Source organism: Pelagibius sp. CAU 1746, from assembly GCF_039839785.1.
Taxonomy (GTDB): domain Bacteria; phylum Pseudomonadota; class Alphaproteobacteria; order Kiloniellales; family Kiloniellaceae; genus Pelagibius.
This window is the reverse complement of sequence record NZ_JBDOQT010000001.1, coordinates 1,618,126-1,639,091: the sequence shown is the minus strand read 5'-3', so window position 1 is coordinate 1,639,091 and position 20,966 is coordinate 1,618,126. Positions and strand designations below refer to the sequence as shown.

Here is a 20,966-nt window from a genome sequence, read left to right as displayed (position 1 = left end):
GATTTCCTTCACGCCGGTGCGCACTGTACGCACCGGCGGATTTCCAGCTTGGTTCCGGTTCAGCTCAGGTCTTTGGCCCAGGTTTCATAGGATTCGAGAAGATCGGGATTGAAGGCCCGCCACTCCTTCACGACGCCTGCTGCGATTTCTCCGGCCTCCTCGCCGCCGATCTCACCCGCAAGGATACGCTGCGCGATCGGCACCATGGCCTGCTCGTAGAACTGGCCAGGCGTAAGGTTGGCCACGTGGGGAATGTTCTCCGACAAGCCCCAGCGCTGCCAGAGGTCCCGGACGGAGGCATCTTCGATAACGGAAGCGTCGAAGTTGGTGTTGGACGGCAGCCAGCCGGTCTCCTCCCAAAACAGTGCAAGCTGCTCCGGCGCGTGGAGATGCTCCAGGAACCGCGCCGCGAGCTCGGGGTGTTCGCTCCCCGCGGAGATACCGAGGCCCTGGACGTCGAGGATCGGCTTACCCGCCATCGCACCCTTGCCGTAAACCGGCATCGTCATCACGCCGATTCCGCCCTTCGTCGCCGCGCTGTCGGCCGGCAGCCGGGTGCCGATCGACGGCCCCATGGCCACTTCACCCGCGACGATCAAGTCGATGCCCGGATACAGCTCCAGGGAGGAGATGCTCGGATTCACGAAACCTCCGTCACGCAGCTCGGCCAGCCGTGTCCAGTGCTCATGATATCGCGGCTCCCGAAAATCGAGACCGCCGGTGAAGAGGCCCAGCGCCTCAGCCGGGCTGTCCAGGTTCTGAACCAGCGCGTGGGCCAAGTACCACTCGCCAAAATACCCATCTTGGATGCCGCCCCCAAAGGGCATTTTGCCGATGCCTCGAATGGCCTCGCAGGCAGCGAGGAATTCCGGCCAAGTGGCGGGCGGCGCCTCGGGATCCAGGCCGGCTTCCTCGAAAACCTTCTTATTGTAATACCAAACCATGGGGATCGGATACCAACCGACGCGGTAGGTCTGCCCCTCGTAACGCGACAGCACGGTTGGCGAGGATGCTTCGACCACAGCATCGGCGACAAGCCCCGAAACAGGCCGCGCGTAGCCGAGCCAGACGCTCTCCATGTGGTAAATGCCGTTCCAGAAGTACTGGATGTCGGGCGCCTCTTTCGCGGCTGCCGCCGTTTGGAACTGCGTGATAACGGCGTTCGTGTCTTGCAGGAGCGGAGAGACGTTGCCGCCGTCAAAAGAGGCCACGGCCTTTTGAACGAACGATTGCAGGCCCGGCAGTTCCTGCTCGCCCCACCACCAGAAGTCGAGATTTGCACCTTGCGCGATTGCTCTCGGCCCCAAGGCCAGGGTCACCATGCCAGCGCCCATGCCACCCAGCACCGCGCGGCGGCTGGGTGCGAATCTCCTCTTCATGCTTCGCATGATCAACGTCCTCCCAATTTGCATTTGCCGCATTTCGGTGCGGTCTTGGCAATACAGTCGTGATACAGTCCCTTTGTCAAGTAGTATTACTTATTGGTGATATCAGATGCCGGATCAGAACCTGCTGCTGCTGCGCTCGGGATCAGCCGTTGCGGAAATCCGTCTCGACCGTGGCGCCTGCATTTCGGCCCTGCGGCCGGCCGAGGCGGCTCAAAACGTTCTTCTGGAGAACCCGGAAGCGGCCGAAGCCGGGCTTGGCGACTACGACGCGGCTTGGATCGGGGGATTCGACGAGATCTGCCCGACCGGCGCGGCCGCAACGGTCGGCGCAAGGCGGCTGGAGGATCACGGGGTGCTGTGGCACGAGCAATGGACGCTCGCTGCGCTGAGCACATCGTCGGCCGAGGTGGAGTGCCGACCCGCCGGCTACCCGATCCACGTCCGCCGTCAGCTTGAGCTCTCGCCCGACTCAACCCTCACAACCCGGCATGTCATACGCAACCTTTCAGCCGAGCGGCTTCCGTTGATCTGGGGCGCGCACATCGGCCTGCCGCTTGGGCCGGACACGATCTTCGACCTCGGGGGCGACCCGCTTCCCGATGCCTGGCCGCCCGCGCCCTGGCCGCGGGAGGGCCTGCCGACGGGCGACCACGCGCTTCATATCTTCGCCGCGCCGCCGGCGGGGCGCATTGGAGTGCGGAGCCCCGGGAAGCCGGCCATCGAGATCGGCTTCGACCCGCAGGAACTGCCATGGCTGCACGTCTGGGTGAGCGACGGCTTCCTGTTCGGCCGCCGTGCGCTTTGCATAGAGCCATTCTCGGCGGCTCACGACGCGCTCGATACGTGCATCGCAAGCGGCATGGCCGCCTGGCTGCCGCCGGCTGGCGAAGTGAGCTACCGGATCGCTATTTCTCTCCCCGGGTTGACCGGCCACCAACATCCCTTGCGAACGACATGAGAGGTTTCACCACATGAAAAGACTCGAGCACCCGCGTCTGGTCTTGGGCGAATCGGCGCGCTGGCTGCCGGCCCAAGGCCGCTTTGCGTGGATGGATCTCATGGAACGGCGCCTGTTCTTCGCCGCTCCCGACGGGGGCTCCATCGAGTCCGTAGCCGTCGACGCGCCCGGTCCCCTGGGCGCGCTGCTTGCGACGGGCGAGCCGGAACGCGCTCTGCTGACCTGCGCGACGGGATTGGCGTCCCTGGATCTGTCCAGCGGCGCGCACACGCCGGTCATGCCGTTCGAAACGGGGCGCGAAGGTATGTACTTGAACGACGCCGGCGTCGATGCGCAGGGCCGGATCTGGCTGGGCAGCTACCATGTGGACGAGGCGGGTCCTTTCGGCGTCCTCTACTGCTGCAACCTGAGAACCGGCACCCAGAGCATCGCCGACAGCGGCTTTATCGTTCCCAACGGCCCCGCCGTTTCGGCCGACGGGAAGACGCTCTTCTTCTCCTCTTCCTTTGAGCGGACCGTCCTGGCCTACGACATCGATCCCGCGGCCGACCGCCTGGTCCGGCGCCGCGTCCACATCCGCTTCGATGAAAAGGACGGGCTCCCCGACGGCCTGGCATGCGATGCGGAGGGCTGCCTGTGGGTCGCGCACTGGGAAGGGGCATGCGTTACGCGCCATGCGCCCGACGGCGCCGAAATCTCCCGGCTTTCGCTTCCGACGCCTTTGGTGACAAGTGTCGCTTTCGGCGGCGAGGACATGCGGTCGTTGCTGATCACCACGGCCAGCGTCACGCTCGACGACGACGCGCTCGCGAGCGATCCGGACGCGGGGTCGGTCTTCATCGCCAGGGTCGAGAGTCCGGGAGCCGAGACCTTCGAAGCGGCGCTCTAAGGCAAGGGCCGTTCTATTGATCGCATGCGAGCGGAACCGCTGCTGTGCCCCGCCAAGCCGACCGTCTCCGGCAAGTCCCTTGAGACCAGGGACCGCGGCCAGGCCGGCGGGGCCGCCGCAAGCCAGCAAGGCCTCGCGGTTTCCCAAAGCGGCCTAAGAGGGCTTCCCCAAACCCGGAAGCGCTGCGCGCCGTCTATTCTATCTAATTGAGATATCTTGGGGAAATGGTGGGCGTACAGGGACTCGAACCTTGGACCCGCTGATTAAGAGTCACCGGAAAGGCGCAGTTTTCCGCCAATATTTGGAAGAGATTTGCCGAATTTCGCCATAGAAGCCCGTAATGTTCTGCCTGGGGTTCCAAATGGATACTCAACATTTGAGAGATATAAATAGCGGTAAATTCTATCTGAGGATGCCGTCAACCGCTGCACCTCTGCACTATCAGTGATCAACAACAGAATCGCCAATCGAAAGACCAGAGTTCGGCTCATTGCGAACGGGCACCTTTGGGATGCGCTCCAGAGATCTAGATTGCGCTTGCTTGCATAAGAAGCGTTATGCGCGGATCAGTCACCCGAAGTTGAGCGAAGTGGAGTACCGGACGCTCGGCGGCATTCTGAAAGGCGTTCAGCATGATGCCCACTTCAGCATCCACGCTGAAATCCTCCGCCTCATCGCCCTGACCGGCTGTCGGCGAGGCGAGATCATCGGTCTGCGGTGGAGTGAGATCGACATTGAGGGCAGCTGCCTTCGCCTGAAAGACAGCAAGGAAGGCGCTTCGGTGCGACCGGTTGACCGATGCTGCGCTCTACACATAAGACGGCTTCGGAAAGTCGAACACATCTGCAGCGACAGTCGCAGGTTGGGATCTGATTCTGCGGAATCCTATCTTTTGGAAGGCAACCAACACTTACCTCTTGCGGTAAGTTTTGATGCGCCTTATACTTACCTATATGGATAACAATTCATCCGAACTCGATACCGTGTTCCACGCTTTCGCGGACAGCACCCGCAGGGCAGTCCTGCGGCAGCTTGGCGATGGCCCGGCCTCGGTCAGCGATCTGGCCGCACCTTTCGACATGGCTTTACCGCCGTTTATGAAGCACATCAGGACGCTGGAGAATGCGGGCCTGATCACCACCAGGAAGGTGGGACGGGTCAGGATTTGCGAACTCAATCCCGAAAAATATGCAGCCGTCGAAGAATGGCTCAAAGGTCAGCGCAAACAATGGGCCTCGCGCTACCGAAAACTCGACCAACTCCTCGAACAACTTAAGGGCAAGAACAGATGAAACCCGACCTCCACTACAGCTTCCAGGCCAACATGCAGACCAACCGGCTCACGATCCGGCGCGAATTTGATGCGCCCAAGGACCTTGTCTGGGACTGCTATACAAAAGCTGAATTACTGGACCAATGGTTCGCCCCCGAACCTTTCACCGCGAAAACCAAATCCATGGCCTTCGAGGAGGGCGGGTATTGGCATTTCGCCATGGTCGATCCTGGCGGAAACGAGCACTGGGCCCGCTTCGACTATGAAAAGATCACGCCGAAGGACGGCTATCGCGCCCAAGACGCCTTCAGCGACGCTGAAGGACGCATAAATCGTGACCTTCCCGTCTCGATCTGGGAGGTGACGTTCGAGGACGCATCCCCGCACACGCTCGTGCAGATCGTCTCGACCTACGAGACACCCGAGGCGCTGCAACAGGTCATAGACATGGGCATGCAGCAGGGTCTGGAAGCGACTCTCGACGCACTCGACAAGCTGTTGAGGAAACTGGCCTGAACCGAAGGATTGCCGGCGACATCCTTGGCACATCGCGGCACTAAAGGCCGTCATAGCTGAGCATTCAGAAAGGACAACCAATCATGACCAACAATCAAATCACCATCGACACCATTATCGACGCGCCCGTTGAACGTGTATGGCAGGCTTATTCGACACCTGCCGACATTACACAATGGAATTTCGCGTCGGACGATTGGTGCTGCCCGAGCGCCGAGGCCGATTTGAAGGTCGGCGGCGCCTACAAAGCACGCATGGAAGCCAAGGACGGCAGCTTCGGCTTCGATTTCGAGGCAGTCTACGATGAGGTCGACCCTCACAAGGCGCTCACCCTCGCCATGAGCGATGGGCGCAAGGCCCGGACGACATTCGAATCCTCCGGCGGACAGACCAAAGTCACGACCACGTTCGATGCGGAAGACCAGAACCCGATCGACATTCAGCGGGACGGCTGGCAGGCGATCCTGAACAATTTCAAACGCCATGTGGAAGCCGGTTGACCGGATGGCTGGAATGAGCATTACCATGCGGCACCTTAAGGCGGGAGACAGTGATCTTTTTAGAAAGATGCTCGACCTCTTCGGCGCGGCATTCGACGATGAAATCACCTATGGCGCCAACCGACCTGATGAGATTTATGTGGCGCACCTGCTGGCAAATCCGGCCTTCATCGCGCTCGTTGCGATCGAAGAAGGAGAACTGGTGGGCGCACTGGCCGGCTATGAATTGCCCAAATTCGAGCAAGCCCGGTCGGAGTTCTACATCTATGATCTCGCCGTCGATGAGAAGAGCAGGCGCCGGGGTATCGCAACCGCGCTGGTCGACGCGATGCGGGCTATCGCGAAAGTACGCGGTGGTTCCGTCGTGTTCGTTCAGGCCGATCACGGCGACGATCCAGCGATAGCGCTCTACTCCAAGCTCGGTAACCGCGAGGATGTGCTGCATTTCGACATTCCAGCCGATACCGTCTGAACTCCAATTGTCCGGTGATATCTGATATCTTTCAATCTACCTAAGCAGTGTCGGTGGTCGGCAACATCCGCCATGATGGGAGAGGCGAATGATTACGGATATCGAGGATTTCTTCACGAAGGGATGCGGTCGATGCGATCGTTTCGCGACGCCTGATTGTTCGACCAGGAAATGGGAAGCTGGTCTTGAATCCCTGCGCCGCATATGCTTGGACGCCGGGCTTGCCGAGACGGTGAAATGGGGCCACCCCTGCTACATGCATGCGGGGCGTAACATCGCTCTGATCGGCGCGTTCCGTGGCGATTTCCGCCTCTCCTTCATGGACGCCGCGCTCCTGAAGGATCCCGAAGGAATCCTGGAGAAGAACGGACCCAACACGCAGCATCGGGGCGTCATCCGCTTCACCGCAAGCAAACAGGCAGAGGAAATGGCGCGAACTGTCAACGCCTATTTGAAGGAGGCAATGAGCTATGCGGACGCCGGAATCAAACCAAAGAAACAGCCGGGAGAAATCGAACTTCCAGACGAATTAGTAGAGGCGCTGGACAACGATCTCGAACTCGCCGAAGCGTTTCATAGCCTGACGCCTGGACGGCAACGAAGTTACATCATCAATCTCAATGGGGCGAAGCAGGCATCCACAAGGGTCGCACGGATCGGAAAGTTTCGAGACCGTATTCTGGCAGGCAAAGGCGCGATGGAACGATGAAATCGCTTCACCGATAGGCTACGCCCCAAGGAGCCGACGGCACGACCGTGGATCACCAGAGACCGTTCGCACTACTCCCTGCCTTTACCCGCCACAGCCCTACTACGCCCTCAACACTGTTGCCGCTGACCAGATAACGGTCTTCTTGATGCGCCTCGTAACAAATTGCGGGGCCGCGAATGACCGTCCAACATTTCCAGATAGAAGCGATCCAGCGCGGCTCCCGCTTGCTTCGCACGGCGCTCGGGCCGCATGTCACCTCATGACTCGATGACACTACCGTCGTCGAAGTTATGCTCAACCCCGAGGGACGGCTCTGGGTGAATCGGCTCAGTGAAGGTCTTGCCGATACCGGTGAGCGGCTTTCCGCCGCCGATGGTGAGCGGATCGTCAGGCTGGTCGCGCATCATGTCGGCGCCGAAGTTCATGCGGGAGCGCCGTGTGTGTCTGCAGAACTGCCTGGGACGGGAGAGCGGTTCGAGGGGTTGCTGCCGCCTGTCGTCGCGGCACCCACCTTCGCGATCCGTAAACCTGCTGTCGCCGTTTTCACCCTCGACGACTATATCGCGCCCACATTTTGGATGTGAGAGCCTCCGACGCTTTGCGCGAAGCGATCGCCATGCGCGCCAGTATCCTCGTCGCCGGCGGCACATCAACCGGCAAGACCACGCTGACCAATGCGCTCCTCCCAGAAGTCGCCAAGACCTCAGACCGTGTGGTGCTGATCGAGGACACGCGCGAACTGCAATGCCTGACGCCGAACCTCGTGGCCCTGCGTACCAAGGACGGCGTCGCGACGCTCTCCGACCTCGCGCTCATCGCTGCGATTGGCCCCGACCGTATCCCCATCGGTGAGGTGCGCGGACCCGAAGCGGCGGCCCAGCTGGCAACACCATGTCTGGGCCTACGACTTCGTCCAGGCCCGAACCCATGACGGCAGTGTATTTCGCATGCTGACAGTGATCGATGAGTACAGCCGTGAGTGCCTGGCCATCGAGGTCGCCCGGCGTCTGCGGTCTGACGACGTGCTGCAGGTCCTGGCCGGGCTCCTTGTCCGGCATGGGCCGCCCGATCACATGCGATCCGACAATGGCGCAGAGTTCACGGCCAATGCGGTTCGCACCTGGCTCCAGCGGGTCGATACGAAGCAGATCGACGCTTACACGCAGACCGCAGCAGTCTAAACTAGCGAGTGGTACTAAGTCCGGGGGCAGGTCAAAACAACTGTGCGGCGGAGCCGGCTTTGCGATTAGTGCCGCGTTCCTTCAGGTAAGCCCCACCCACGTTAATCGTCATCTGGTCGATCGTCCCGAGGCTGCGTTCCATGTCTCGCGCAATGACCCTCAAGGCGGAGCAAGTCTGATCGGTTACGCCATCTGAGTTCGCGATTTCAAGAATTGCCTCGTGAGCCTCGCCTAAATGGAGCATATGGTCTCCGATATCATTCACGAACTGGTATGCCACCTCCAGGTTAGACTGGGAATTAGGCTTGGTGAGAGTCAGCGGGGCATCTTTCGACTCTTATACCTTGGTCATGTCATGTTCCTACACAATAGCTAATACAGTCAGGCGGGTATGCCTGGATCCAGAGACTGATAACGCGACGTAGAACGCACGGGCCTCACCTCCTCGGACAATCCATCGCGCGTCTGCAATAGGCGCATGACTAAGCGCCCTGTCGGATGCGGCTTTCGACTACCAAAAGGTTATCGGCTTGGGAGTCAATGACGTGACAAGGGTATCGATTCCGTCAACGGATACCGCCCTACTTCTCTTTTGAACGGGCAAGCCCTGGCGAGGGGTACTGTCTTCAGATGATTCTCGATTGCCAGGATGGCGGCCGGTGATAGCGGCAGGTTGGCTCTTTCTGACTGCCAATGCTGATGAAAGAGCGCCACGGTCTCGCGTGCGGTATGGAGCACCAGCGTTTCGGGGAGCCGCGCTTTGGCCGCAAAATGCGCAAGCTCATCTTCTGTGAAGTCGTCAAAGCGCTTGCTCCGGCTCACATTCAGGGACTGTGCGATGTAGCGCCGGGGACCTTGATCCTCGGGGTGGCCCGCTAAATCCCGTTTAACGGCCCCCTTGGGGCGATTTTCCCAGGGCGGCCGCGGCCGGGCCTCAAGTAATCTGCATCAGATCCCAAACATAAACTCGCAAACTCCCTCTATTTGCGGCCGATACTGAGCACTCCTGAACAAATATTCACCTCTCCCCTGTCGCCGGCGTCTGCAATAGCGCTCGATGGTGACCCCTCTGAAGGTTTCAGTTGAGTTAGGTTGAGGCATCTCTTGTAGCGACAGTCGGCGTAAATGACTGAGCTGCTTTTGACAGCTGACCTTGCCGCCCCCTCACCGAGATCACTGGCACTCTTGCTCTCCTTCAACGAAGGGGGAATTCATGTCAGAACCTCTGAACTCCAGAGCAACATGCTGCCCGAACCCGAGGAACCTTAGTGGCGTGTGGGCCGGCTTTCCTCTCCATCTACGGGGCTCGGTTTGCCCCTAGCCCCGGAAACCCCGCAACCCATTCAGGGGCACCTTTCGGTGTTGGCCACCATGCGGACCCTGGCCCGACCTGGTCGGGCCTCCCCAGTGGCTGCGATCCGTCAAGGTACTGGGGAGCCTTCCCACCGGCCGGATGATAGCCCTACTGTCTTCGCCGCGGCAGCCGCCGCCACCGGGCTTCAACAGGCTGAATTTGAGCTTCATCGCTCCTGGAATTCCGCCTGGAGTCAGCAAGCCGGATCGTTTTTCCCAAACGCCATTCAAGCGGGTTCCCAAATGCGAGCCGCTCGCACATACTCAGTCATCTAACCAACTGAAATATCTGGGGAAATGGTGGGCGTACAAGGACTCGAACCTTGGACCCGCTGATTAAGAGTCAGCTGCTCTACCAACTGAGCTATACGCGATATCAAGGACTTAGCGGGCGATACCCCAGTGCTGGCACACAGCTGTCACACTGGAGAGCCAAAATGGCAACGATTCGCAAACGTGGAGGCCGGTACCAGGTCCAGATTCGCCGGAAGGGGCACCGCCCTGTTACCAAGTCCTTCAGCACCCTTTCAGACGCCAGAAGATGGGGCGGAGTCATTGAGTCGCAGATCGAACTGGGAGACTTCGCCCGTAAAGAGCCCCTAGATTGCGATCTGCAGACCCTTCTGGAAAGGTACCTTCAGGAGGTCACGCCCCACAAGAAATCGGCTGCAGGTGAGACAAGACGCATCAGGAGGCTCCTCAAAGATCCCGTTGCATCCTTGCGCCTGACCGAGCTTACCTCAGCTCAATTGGCGGCTTTCCGGGACAGAAGATTGAACGACGGCCAGCGAACCTGTCAGTACGACTTGATACTCCTCCGGCATGTGCTGAAGATTGCCCGTGATGAATGGGACATTGAGGGCCCGCACAAGCCGTTCGAGAAGGTACGGTTGCCCAAAGGTCCAAAGCCAAGGGAACGCCGCCTCACCCCAGAAGAGGAAGAAAGTTTGTTCAAGGTTGCAGGGCGGTGCCGCAATCCGCTGATGCTTCCCCTGATCGAAGTCGCCCTGGAAACGGCTATGCGTCGAGGAGAGCTCCTGAAAGCTAGATGGGACAATTGGGACCAGACAAATCACCTACTCAAGATCACGGACACCAAGAATGGTGATGACCGTCTGATCCCCCTATCAAATCGAGCTCAAATCATACTGGATAGTCTTCCGGCAAGTTCGTCACGAATCTTCCCGATGACAGAGGCCGCGGTTCGAATGAACTGGGACCGACTGGTCCGCAGAGCGCAAATCGAGGATCTTCGCTTTCACGATCTTCGCCACGAAGCAATCAGCAGGCTGTTTGAGCGAGGGTTAAGCGTTCCAGAAGTAGCCTTGATCAGCGGCCACAAGGACTACCGAATGCTGTTCAGGTACACCCATCTTCGGCCCGAAGAAGTTGCAAAGAAGCTCAATCAATTCACAGACTGAGTTAATGAGAAGAGAGATTCTCCACGAGGATGAACTGTGTTACGACTTTCTATCAAAGTAGGAGGCGAGCAATGCATGAAAATTTATGCCCAGCTCCTACAATGCTTGTACCCTGAGGAGTTTCTCGAAGCTGGCAAGTTACCACTGTCCGGCGACATAGCTCGTCGAGCTAAGAAGCCCGGTCGATCTCTAACGCTAAGTTATGTTCAGGCCACTCCAACAAAAGGAAGTAGATCGGGAAAGAGGCCCGCAAGCGCGCCACGTGTCCCAAATGCTTTCCGTTAGGATGTGCTATCTCGTCCTTCTGCGAAGACATCCGGCGCAAATCGGCAACGAAGTTTCAGCGGACAGTTCTCACAATGTGGATGACGAGGTGTACATATCTTGGCGGCCAGATCGAGGATTGCCCAGTTGATTTCTTTGGGCGAATCGTGATCCGAAACTCTCCGTGCGAGCTTCTGCAAGTAGGGATCATAGCGAATGTCCGCAAGCTTACGCGGACCGAAGTACCTTTCAACGACACGCGCCATGTTCACGTCTAGGAGAGGCTCTCGCTTTCCGTGGGCCATAAGCAGGATTGCATTGGCTATATACTGACCGACCCCCGGCAACGCTTCGATTTCCGACCGCTCGAATGGAAAGTGGCCGTTTCTGCTGACGATTTCTTTGGCGAGTGCATTGAAAGACGCCGCGCGCCGATGCGAAAGGCCAATCGGTTCCAAGAACTTTTGAAGTTCCGATTCTTGAGCCTCCGCTAAATGCCACCAAGAGGGGAACCTTCTGTAGAAATTCGGGAGGAATCGCTCAACGGTATCTGCGCGAGTCCTCTGGAGCAGCATCTCAGAAACAACAACCTGATAGGTAGTTGCTGAAGGAGCCCGCCAAGAAAAGTGGCGGCCCTCCACTTTGAACCAACGAAGAATGTCCTCCTGGAATCGCTGAACGCGGTTCCAGGGTATCCTGGGTAAGCTGGTCGAAGAAGGTGCCGACATTGGCATAGTGATCTGGCTAAAGCTGCATTGCCCTAGTAGATTTGCCCGACCCGAGGGGCATGTATCCTGTAGGCGACCTTCAGTTTGGCAACTAAGCTAGCTAGTTCTCAACATACACTCACACTGGCAATCTATCGAAGCGTGTAAAACGGAATGCCCCGAATGAATTTTCCGTCGACGCCGAGTGTCTTGTATAGGCACTGGTGGCTTTCCAGCGACTTGATCGTGTTTACAGTGTCGGCGCTTGCGTTTGTCAAGCCGATCCCCTCGAGATCCTTGACGCTGATATTTGGCACCTTGTGGAGGAACCAGGTTAGAAGCGGCTCAAGGTAATTCTCGTGGGCAGTTTTGAAGTGCGATAGGTACTGCGAGGCCAACAGTACACCCACACCGAACTCTCTACCCTGTAGCAAGATCTTCTTAAGAACGTCGAACTCATATTGCATGATATTATCTGCTTCATCAACTAGGAGCATGGTGTCGATGAAGCGAAGCTGTGGCGACGCACCAATGAATGGCCTTTTTTCGATGCGAAGCATGTATTCATAGAACAGATTCAGGAATATGACGACGAGCATATTCTTCGTCTTGTCGTCTTGACCGACCTCCGCAAGGTCAATGACCACTACGCCCTTGATGAACTCGGAGAAAGGCTGAACCTCTCCCTGGTTAGCAACAAAGTAGCCGCCATCAATTAGGTCGCTCATAATCGAGTATGGCGAATCTATGTTGCCCTTGTTGGCGGCCGCGTAAGCGTTGAAGACGTCATCTATCGTCGGCGCGGATCTACCGGCGTCTGATGCAGCATCGTAAGCTTGTTTAACCGCCCCCTTGATCCGTTGGCGTTGCGCCGGCCCGATGCCGGTGTAGATTTTGTCTAGAATATCCGAGAAGAACTTTGATCGTTCCAACCATGCGTTTCTTCGCTGCGAGCTATTGCTGATGTCAAACAAATTCAGGGGCATGTCGAATGGGCTAATCACTCGAGCCCCAGTCGCTTCCACGAAATCCGGCTTCGTGTAGTCTCGCTTGTAATCGAAGATTAGCACGTTCGGCCGGTGCCCTCGATTTGTCTCCGGTCGCTGCCGCAGCTGGTAAACGAGGGCTTGGATTAGCTGAGTTTTGCCCGTGCCAAGATCTCCAACAATTCCCACGTTGAGCTGGTTAAGGGCGGTATTGCCCGGGAAGAAGTACGCGTCTTCCGAATTGAAGCTATGAATTGTATGTCCGACCTGGAACTGGATTCCCGATTCTGACCCAGCAACGAACTCACCTGAACTTGTGCCCTTTCCTCCTTTTTCCCGATCACTTTCAGTGGTGGCCTCTGAGGGAGTGACCTCTGGAACGGTGGCGCCACTACCAGCAAAGGAGGGCTCCGAGGTCCCGTCGTTCTGTACTGGTTCGCACGGCGACTCACTGGGCACAGAAGCGGGCGAAATAGGTCCTTCCGAATCAGGCACGTCGCCAATCGGTTCCGATGAAGGCTTTTCGGCCTCTGGCTTGAGCATCCAATCCTTAAGCTGCTCTCGCATCGCTTTTAGGAGTGGGGAATTGCCCTGTGCGAGGACCGAGAACCCATCCGAGTGCGACAAGGAAATGGTTTCTTGAAAGCCGTCTCTATCAGTATCTTTGGGTGCCGATGCCGCAACTTTTTCGATGACAATCAACCGTCCGCGTTCGTCAATCTCAACATCGAGTTCGCCATTTGCAAGGGACCGAAGGGTCGCTGAGTGCTGAAAGGCCCACTCGCTCTGTTTCATAAACTGGTCTAACTGGCCGTATACGCGAAAACCGTAGTCAAGGAGAGTTGACAATAAGCTCCGCCATGCAACACCCCAAAGCTCGGTGTCTGCCGCATGCTGTTGGGCTTTTGTCAAGAAGCGACCAAACAGGCTTGCTTGGAGTAGTGCGGCTTTTCGATCCGCCTCCGACAGTAGCCCACCTCTCGCCTTCACTTCGATAGGCGTAATTCTGAGCTTCATGGGAATGCCCGAGACAAAGCTCAGACTGAGCACAAGCAAATCGGGTCGTTCGCCTTGCCTGTTTTCCAATGCGACCCGGAGGTCCTCAAAGTGATTCCTGAATGGATCAGCAGGAATGACGAGATTTAGTGTCTCATCTTCTCCCTTTATAGGGAGCAAGCCTGGGCCAGCTGGTGAGCGCTCGAATTCCGATTGGAACACCCGCAGCGCCACGAGCATCCCAACCTCACCGAGTGACATTGAGCCGCCCGCAGTGAGTCGCTTCAGTGTAGGCATTCCACGACGGGATACTTCCTCAAGTAGGTCGGAAATTCTTTCATCTTCCAACTCGCCGTGACCTCCAAGCAAGGCAAGGGCTGACCTTACTGAGACGAGCATTCCTTCCGTCTCTCGGGCCAGCAGAAAGTAACCACTGTTTTCACCTGCGCGTCGAGCATACGACGGGAGTTCGTAGTCCCAAAGATATGCCCTGCCAGTTGATCCGAAGAAGCATGCGGCGTCGATATTCGAGGAAGACACGGCGCTGTAAAATGATGAATCAACTACACTCGAAAGAACGCTCATGTTTGGTGCAAAAACGTAGCTATCGAACTCATCTCGGCAGCTTCGCTCGATGGCGTCTACGCAGCCCAAGAGCTTGCCAACGGTAGCCTCGCGGTCGACGTTTGCAGGCACTTCTCCTATTCTCGACTCTGCAATGAACGCAGTGCTCTGGTTAGGTAGCTGTTTGCGTACTCGCCAACGGGCGAGTGACGTCGGATCAATCGCAGACCTGATTCCTTGTTTTGTGAACTCGTGGTTCATCGTTCCGAGATGAGCGATTATGGAAAGGTCGTACTTTTGTTGTGTGGTATCTATCTCTCGCCGCTTGAACCATTGGACTGCACCGTTTGTACGATGCGTAAGCGAAGCCATTGCAGCCTGTTCAGGATGAAGGGACTGTGGCCGGTGATCTATGACAGCCAGCGTGCGCTGTCCTGCCGTGTACCAGTAGTCTTCTTCGGGCCCTAGGTTTGCTGTACACCACGCGTCGATTCCATCGTTGCAGCTCCCGGCGCCCGTAGTATCGCTTGAGACACCAACTCGCAGTGAAGACTTGGCCGAGAGTAGTCTAGAAGCTTCGTCGAGCGCCCGGATTACCTGTTGAGAGCTGAATCCACTTGCCAATCCATCTACGTTGATTCCAAATTCGGCTCCTAAGACTGGGTCTTCTTTCGCTCCGCCGAGCTTTCCGATGGCGTTCACCGACCAAAGCACGCTCCAATAATCCGACGAACTAGCCATGGCCGCGAAGGGTCGCCGAGTCACTTGACCAGCTCCGGTTCGGCAAGGAAGGAGCATGCAATCAGGAAAGTAAGAAGGGTTCAGCATGCTGGCCGCCGGGCACCGGGAGTTCTTGCGAACTGCTTCTTGGAGGACTTCCTGCGCTCGGCATTGCCAGGCTAACCGAATTGGGTGCAGAGGGGTGAGGAGAATTGCATAGGGAGTGGGATTCAGAGCCTGGACGCCAGCCTGCGACTCGTGGATCGAGATCAAGTCGGTCCACGCGGCGAGATCATAGTCTGCCTCCAGCCAATGGAGGTAGGAGTCTAGAAGTTCAGTGAGAGCTTTTGAGAATGAAGCATTCTGCATGAGCTCGTGAAGGAGAAACGTTCCGGCAGCAGGAGTCGGTTCGTCGCCGGAAGGTCGGAGAAGGTCCAATATCTTGGAGCGCGCGGACAGGTACCTCTCCGGAGCCTGGAACTGTTCGTGTGACGGGCGCGGGTCTACTGGCATGCTTAAGTTAGAAATCGAGTCGTGAGTCTTCCAATCGGGCTTGTGCCACGCGTCCAAATAATCCGGTCCCAAAACAAGTGGTCGAAATGACTCTGAATCTTCGAGGGCCCATTCCTCTAGATTCGTCACGCGGGAATGCGAGGACTCGACGCGCGCATTAACGTGCTCGCGTCTTGCTGATGCCCGGTTCGCAATCACCAGTCTATCGAACTCGCTGGTCGCACCGGTTGGCTCGACGTCGTCGGCGGATAGGTAAACTCTGAAAGGGACCCGCTCTCCAGATTGCGCTGGATCAGCTAAGAAGTCGTAGAAACACTCCTCATCGGACTCAATGAGACTAGTCGAATGGTGCTCGTCTGATCTTTGTATAGGTCGCTCGACTGCATCCTCTTGCCCAGAGTCCACTTCGTAGCCGATAACTAATTCGCCTAGCGTTGTGCGGCTGGACGTGTAGAAGTCTAAGGTGTGCGCCCCCATTCCGGGCAGTTCAAGATCGCACTCGTAGCGTTTGATCGTTCGATTTTCGTTGTCCTTGGCCTTCTTGTTCAGCTTGAATGGGGTCGCCTTTTTGGCACCCCGACAGGACACGACGACCCCAGGGCCATATTCATCAAGAATGATCACCTTTATGCTTACCGGCGAGTATCCGTCAGCTTCCAACTTATAACGCACAAACCGCTCATGAGTAGGCACGTGTTTGTCCGAGTATGTCTGTGAAGCATCGGTACCAATCGTGACCTGACCTATTTCCTCAAGTCTCGATTGGCCACTTGCGCGGCTTATTGTGACGGCTACGGGGTTTTCGGCATCGTCTACTGAGACTTCAAAATCGACTCGGTCACGGGTAAGGAGCGGCATGCCACGAGGAGCCGCCGCCACCTGATTTGTGACCCTGACGCCGAGCTTCCCGGTTGGCTCGGCCTCGTCGCTGGAATCAAGTAGTGTTATCCACGCCTCGACATCGAGGTCTCGCCACCAACTCGGAATTTCCTCTTCCTTGCTGCGCAGGGGAGAGTAGATCTGCAGTGGATTACGTGCGAATTCGCTGGCCTCGAAGATTGCCTGATCTTCAACGTGTTGACGGAAAGATTGCAAGGATGATGATAAGTTGTCACCAGCGTTTTCTTGAAGCTCTTCGAAACCCTTCCTGAGACCATGCGCTTGCATCATCTCGGCGAGGCGATCGAGGAGCTGCAAATGCGTCTTGCTTCCGAATTCGGAGGTGGAACACGAAGGCAAACCAAGTACAGCCGAGAGCGCTTCGGAAGGAGTGCTGGCTGCCGGCTGAAACTCCAGGAGCTTTTCAAGAATTGCCCACGTAGCGGCTTTGTTTCGGTGTCGCTCGTCGGCATTCCAGGCCTGGCTGAGCGAGTGTGTGATTACAGCGCGGGCACTATCAGAGTGAGCGCTGCCGAAGGCATTGCCAATTGCCCTTCGGATGAGCTCATCAATCAATGGTTCTCGAAACCAATCGTCAAAGCTCTCTGTTTCACTACGGATGCCTAGCGGCTTAACCGAAGTTGTGAGGGACTGACTCATGGCAATCCCAACCTCGTGCAACGCGAGGAATACAGGATGCCCATGAGTGCGTACCTGGACAAGGTAGTTGGGAGTACAGCGAGCGGCCGAGGTTCTCTCGGAAGGATCTTTAGTTGTTGCGTCGACGAGGTATACTGGGACCTCGATTGCTCCTCGAGCAGTTTCAATTCTCATTCCGCCGTGATCGCCAGTTAGCTGCTCGAAGACCTGCTGTAGTTGCCTCATGGGAGGCCCGGCGAAAAGCACTCGAAGCGTGTCGTCCGATGAAGTCTCTGCTGACACCCGTAGTTCACGTTCGAGGTATTCAGCAAGGGCGATTGCCAAGTTGCTCATGATTTAGCTTGTTCCTTGGCGACATGTTCAAATGGGTTAATCACCACCATGCCACCCTCTGCGTCCGGGCTATCCAAAACCAGACCCAGGTTGCGAAGTGTCTGGCCTAGTTGGGACCCGGGCACTGCTTGAGCTTGAACATCGATTCCGTATTCACCGAGATGACGGCATAGATCCTCGACTGTGCGAGGACCCTTTGCGCTATGAGTGCATGCATTGACTAGCGACAGAACTGACACTGGGCCAAGCGACACGATCCATGGCGCTGTCCGGTAACCTCCCTTCTTCGCTAAGAAGTAACCTTGGTCGTAGCTGTCGAGACCAGGCTCCGCAGTCTGCCGTTGGCCAAGTGCGTGGCGCAAGAATTCCTTCACGTTGGCGGAGATGCCCTTTTTTCCCGCCATCAGGCGTTGATCACTCTCCAAGATATCTTGGTAGTCATGCCTGAAGTCTTCCTCGTTGATGCACGTGCGATTCTCGCGCAGCCATTGGCAAAAAGCTTCCAACTCCTCGAGGTTTCCAAGACACGTTGAAAGGTGCTTGTAAGAGCCATTCAGGTAGTGAAGGAGCAGGTTGATTCCAGCTCGTGCCTTAACGAATCCCGTGGAGAAATCGGTAATTGTTCCTGCTGCTAACTGCCCATATCGCCAATATCCGGATCCGACGCTGAGGTGCTGCTCAAGTTCCGCACGTGTAGGGGCTTGAGCACCATTCAGGATCTGTCGAAAAATGGCAAAACACTGCATGTTCGCGTTGCAGATCCATAGGATGTAAGAAGCGGTGCCAAGACGGAGCATAGCTTCGACCATGCTAATCCACTGGCGCCGCGTAAGATGAATCTTGAGCGCAAGAGTGTACTCAAGATCAATGACAAACCTTGCAGCCGGTGTCGGTAGCCAAGCCTTACGCCATGCCGATGTGGCGAGGCTGTCCGAGAGATCACTAGGTCTTGACCAGGAAGCCATATGGAGCTTGTTGCGCCAAGATTCGAACTCTTCTTGTAGGAAACGAGCCCAAATGTCGTCATCTTCGCTGACTGAGAGCGAGTGAAATAGCTGGTTCCAAAGCTCCTTTGCGTCGGCTTCGCTGTGCTTCCCCAGGAGTATGATCCGGGCGACCAGCGCACCTGGGTTCCACGAATTTGCCGAGAGTCTCGCCGAAAGTGTGTAAAGGGCGGCGTCGGGAACAACCGGGCTAATTTGGAGAAAACGCTTGGCCGCTTGGTTTGGCTGTTTTGGACTGCGAAGTGTCCCAGTTATGATTCGCCGCCATGCCTCAATATCGATGTCAGTGCCTACCGCATCCGCTCGAGGACGTCTTCCCTTGTCGAGGTTCTTTTGGAACTCTCTGCCATTTTTTGGAGTACGACCTTCGGAAACCGCGTCTCCTTTGAAACCAACTTCCCGATATGTTGAGGCCAGTATAACTTCGCCAGATGCGTATTCAGGAGCAGGGCGCATGTGCAGGAAGCTGTTGTCATAGGCTTCATGGATGTTCGCCGGTGCCCAGGGTTTCTTTAGGAATTCCTCCGTGGTCATTGGCGCCCTCCCCTTGAGAAGTGGAACTGGCCACCCACGTACTCAATGGTGTCGAGAGAAGACCCCAGCACGATATGTGGCTCGTCGTTGAGGATTTGCTCGTCTCGAACCACCTGCCCGGCCACCAGGGATTTCACACGATCCAAAAGGGAATAGATCTCGCTGGGCAGCGAAGCTTCATGCAAGCCATCTGAGACTTCCTCCAGCACTCGAAACAGCTCGTATGTCAGAGCGACGTAGTGCCCTTCGATTCGAAAGTACGGGAGGTTCTCGGCTGGGCGCTTGTCGGAGTCTTCGGCCAGGACAGGCTGAACAGCCACCATCTTGGGAAGGAGAAGTGCCACGTCTCGAGATCGTTCCGCAATTGGCTGTCCAAAAGTTGTCGCTAGCCCCGCTCGAAACTTGTTGTTCGAGTCGTGCAAGAGGTTCCTAAGCTCCTTCCTCACGTCATTCTGTGCAGCGGTTTGACGGGCTGCTGATACGTATCGCTCAAAATGATCCACATCGCGACATACCGCCCGCCGAACCCCCAGGCTGCGCTTCACAAGTCGCGCCGCGAATTGTCGAATAGTGGACTGGAGAAGGCGGGCCTGGCGAGTCCGGTTTCTAGGGAACTTGTCTTCGACAAGAGCCTCATCTGCGAGGACTAGCGTCTGCAGAATGTCTCTCTCAAGCGTTTCGATTTGGGTGCCAACCAGCTCAAGTCCGTTTCGGACAGATAGGCTCAACCTGTTTTCGACATCTGCAACGGCGTAGTCTTGACCATCCTTGGAGAACAGAACCCTCTCGCTTGGAGAGAGTGCTGGCTCCAGCGCTGGGCCAAGCGAGTCACGAATGCGATCAGGGATATCTCCGCTCGCACGGGAAATGATTTCTTGGGCTTTTGACGCGAACCGAAAATAGCCCCTGGCTGCTAGCAAACCTTCATCTGAATGCTTTTCCTTGAACAGCTCGCGCTTGGCACTTCTGTGTTCCCCGCGATCGAAACCAGGCCATCTTGGGAAAAGGCGGTGGTGGAACAAGCGCGACATGAGCAAGAATGGAGCCCTATCGCGTTCCACACTATTTGCCGGCCCTTCGCGGGCAATCCGATACTGTTCAGCTGCCCAATCACAAGGGGACAATCGTTTCCCACGAATCTCGAGTTCAGAGTAATCCCCCACTATTAGGTATGGGACGAGCGAAAATAGATCGCGAAACGTCCATCTCTTACCCGAGCTAACCTCGTAGTAGTAGAGGAGCTGAACGAGCGATTCCAATACGCCCTTGCGCGTAAGAAGGCGACGATTCTGGCAAAACGGGCACCGAGTTCCAAGCTCACAGGGCTCGTTCCACCGCTTCTCTTCGAGGGCCGATTCGAAGATTTTGTAAGCGACTGACTGCTCGAAGCCCGTGTCGGATGGTGCTACCAGAGATTCAACATCCATGGGCCACACCCCGATATGTGAATAGCCTTCGAGAGGCCAACAAGACGGGGCGGTAGGACCGCTGGTAACAGACATTGTAATTTTAGAGAGCAGGTCTGCGGAAATGAAGTAGTCACCGCTTTCTTCCGCTATCGAAGCAGCGTGAGCAAGGATGCCGCGATTCACGCAGCATATGTATATGCCAGCCGATTCGGCATCCACATGTCCTGCAATGTCGTCGAGGAGCAGCTGTTCGGCAGACGCGCCTATTGACTGGTCGCCTTCTGTAGCGTCTTGGACGAGTGAGACAGAGACCTGTAGATGGCTTGGCAAGATCACGCCTATCGAAGACAGGTCAACTACGGTCTTGCGTGGTGGTAGCTCGTCTCTATGGGAATGGTACTGGGTGGCGAACGCCTCGTAGAGTGCCCCACGAGCATTCAGCTCTCTATCAAGGGCCTCGATGCATCCTTCAACGGCGTCGGTTTTACCGTTCCCTGGGCCGCCGACGAGGAAGATCGCGCGCGGAACATCATTTCCCGCAACAAGTCCTTCAACCCAGCTCCTAAGGCGCAAGACGACCGGAGTTTCGAACTGGTCTCCAGTTGGACGGCCGGTGTTCCGCTGGAAGGGTTTCCGCACTCCTCCGTGGCGATATCCGCTCCAGCGGATCAAGCCCTCGGGAAATTGTTGCAGATCTTCTGTCTCAGCCATTTCCTATACCGGATAGTCGGTCA

Annotated in this window: 14 protein-coding genes and 2 pseudogenes; 10 read left to right on the top strand and 6 right to left on the bottom strand. The window is 56.9% G+C overall.

Going from position 1 to position 20,966, the window contains the following annotated elements; all coding sequences use genetic code 11:
- Positions 1-59 precede the first annotated feature (59 nt).
- The gene (locus AAFN88_RS07745) at positions 60-1,388 is read right to left on the bottom strand and encodes an ABC transporter substrate-binding protein (protein ID WP_347519569.1); all 1,329 of its coding nucleotides are present in this window, start codon (positions 1,386-1,388) and stop codon (positions 60-62) included.
- A 106-nt stretch (positions 1,389-1,494) separates the two neighbouring features.
- Here AAFN88_RS07745 and AAFN88_RS07740 point away from each other — a divergent pair, with 106 nt between their 5' ends.
- The 9 genes and pseudogenes from AAFN88_RS07740 to AAFN88_RS07700 form a co-directional block, all read left to right on the top strand.
- Entirely contained in the window at positions 1,495-2,346 is an 852-nt protein-coding gene (locus AAFN88_RS07740; RefSeq protein WP_347519567.1) for a hypothetical protein, read from the top strand.
- Positions 2,347-2,359: 13 nt separating this feature from the next.
- Positions 2,360-3,235, top strand: a complete 876-nt coding sequence (locus AAFN88_RS07735; RefSeq protein WP_347519566.1) for an SMP-30/gluconolactonase/LRE family protein — start codon at positions 2,360-2,362, stop codon at positions 3,233-3,235.
- A gap of 932 nt (positions 3,236-4,167) precedes the next feature.
- Positions 4,168-4,527: a metalloregulator ArsR/SmtB family transcription factor gene (locus AAFN88_RS07730; protein WP_347519565.1), complete on the top strand. Its 360-nt coding sequence runs from the start codon at positions 4,168-4,170 to the stop codon at positions 4,525-4,527.
- Positions 4,524-5,024, top strand: coding sequence for an SRPBCC domain-containing protein (locus tag AAFN88_RS07725; protein WP_347519564.1), 501 nt, complete (start codon positions 4,524-4,526; stop codon positions 5,022-5,024). The genes AAFN88_RS07730 and AAFN88_RS07725 overlap by 4 nt, the downstream gene beginning before the upstream one ends.
- 83 nt (positions 5,025-5,107) lie before the next feature.
- Positions 5,108-5,524: an SRPBCC family protein gene (locus AAFN88_RS07720; RefSeq protein ID WP_347519562.1), complete on the top strand. Its 417-nt coding sequence runs from the start codon at positions 5,108-5,110 to the stop codon at positions 5,522-5,524.
- Positions 5,525-5,537: 13 nt separating this feature from the next.
- Complete coding sequence (locus tag AAFN88_RS07715) at positions 5,538-5,996, top strand: AAC(3)-I family aminoglycoside N-acetyltransferase (protein ID WP_347519560.1); 459 nt, start codon at positions 5,538-5,540, stop codon at positions 5,994-5,996.
- Positions 5,997-6,084: 88 nt separating this feature from the next.
- Complete coding sequence (locus AAFN88_RS07710) at positions 6,085-6,705, top strand: YdeI/OmpD-associated family protein (RefSeq protein WP_347519559.1); 621 nt, start codon at positions 6,085-6,087, stop codon at positions 6,703-6,705.
- 179 nt (positions 6,706-6,884) lie between these two features.
- Positions 6,885-7,579, top strand: a pseudogene (locus AAFN88_RS07705) (ATPase, T2SS/T4P/T4SS family); the annotation flags it as partial.
- Position 7,580: 1 nt separating this feature from the next.
- Positions 7,581-7,844, top strand: a pseudogene (locus tag AAFN88_RS07700) (DDE-type integrase/transposase/recombinase); the annotation flags it as partial.
- 76 nt (positions 7,845-7,920) lie between these two features.
- Here AAFN88_RS07700 and AAFN88_RS07695 read toward each other — a convergent pair.
- Positions 7,921-8,154: a hypothetical protein gene (locus AAFN88_RS07695; protein WP_347519557.1), complete on the bottom strand. Its 234-nt coding sequence runs from the start codon at positions 8,152-8,154 to the stop codon at positions 7,921-7,923.
- Between the two features lie 1,525 nt (positions 8,155-9,679).
- Here AAFN88_RS07695 and AAFN88_RS07690 point away from each other — a divergent pair.
- Positions 9,680-10,663 carry a site-specific integrase gene (locus tag AAFN88_RS07690; RefSeq protein ID WP_347519556.1) on the top strand — a complete coding sequence of 328 codons (984 nt, stop codon included), beginning with the start codon at positions 9,680-9,682 and terminating at the stop codon, positions 10,661-10,663.
- Positions 10,664-10,944: 281 nt separating this feature from the next.
- Here the strand turns inward: AAFN88_RS07690 and AAFN88_RS21950 are convergent, their stop codons facing one another.
- The 4 genes from AAFN88_RS21950 to AAFN88_RS07675 form a co-directional block, all read right to left on the bottom strand.
- Positions 10,945-11,502 (bottom strand): hypothetical protein, encoded by a 558-nt coding sequence (locus tag AAFN88_RS21950; protein ID WP_367576144.1) that lies wholly within the window; start codon positions 11,500-11,502, stop codon positions 10,945-10,947.
- A 284-nt stretch (positions 11,503-11,786) separates the two neighbouring features.
- Positions 11,787-17,285, bottom strand: a complete 5,499-nt coding sequence (locus AAFN88_RS07685) for a type IV secretion system DNA-binding domain-containing protein (RefSeq protein WP_347519555.1) — start codon at positions 17,283-17,285, stop codon at positions 11,787-11,789.
- The gene (locus tag AAFN88_RS07680; RefSeq protein WP_347519553.1) at positions 17,282-18,823 is read right to left on the bottom strand and encodes a hypothetical protein; all 1,542 of its coding nucleotides are present in this window, start codon (positions 18,821-18,823) and stop codon (positions 17,282-17,284) included. The genes AAFN88_RS07685 and AAFN88_RS07680 overlap by 4 nt, the downstream gene beginning before the upstream one ends.
- A complete protein-coding gene (locus AAFN88_RS07675; RefSeq protein WP_347519552.1) occupies positions 18,820-20,943 on the bottom strand; it encodes a hypothetical protein in 2,124 nt (707 codons plus the stop codon). Before AAFN88_RS07675 ends, AAFN88_RS07680 begins: the two co-directional genes overlap by 4 nt.
- Positions 20,944-20,966: the final 23 nt, after the last annotated feature.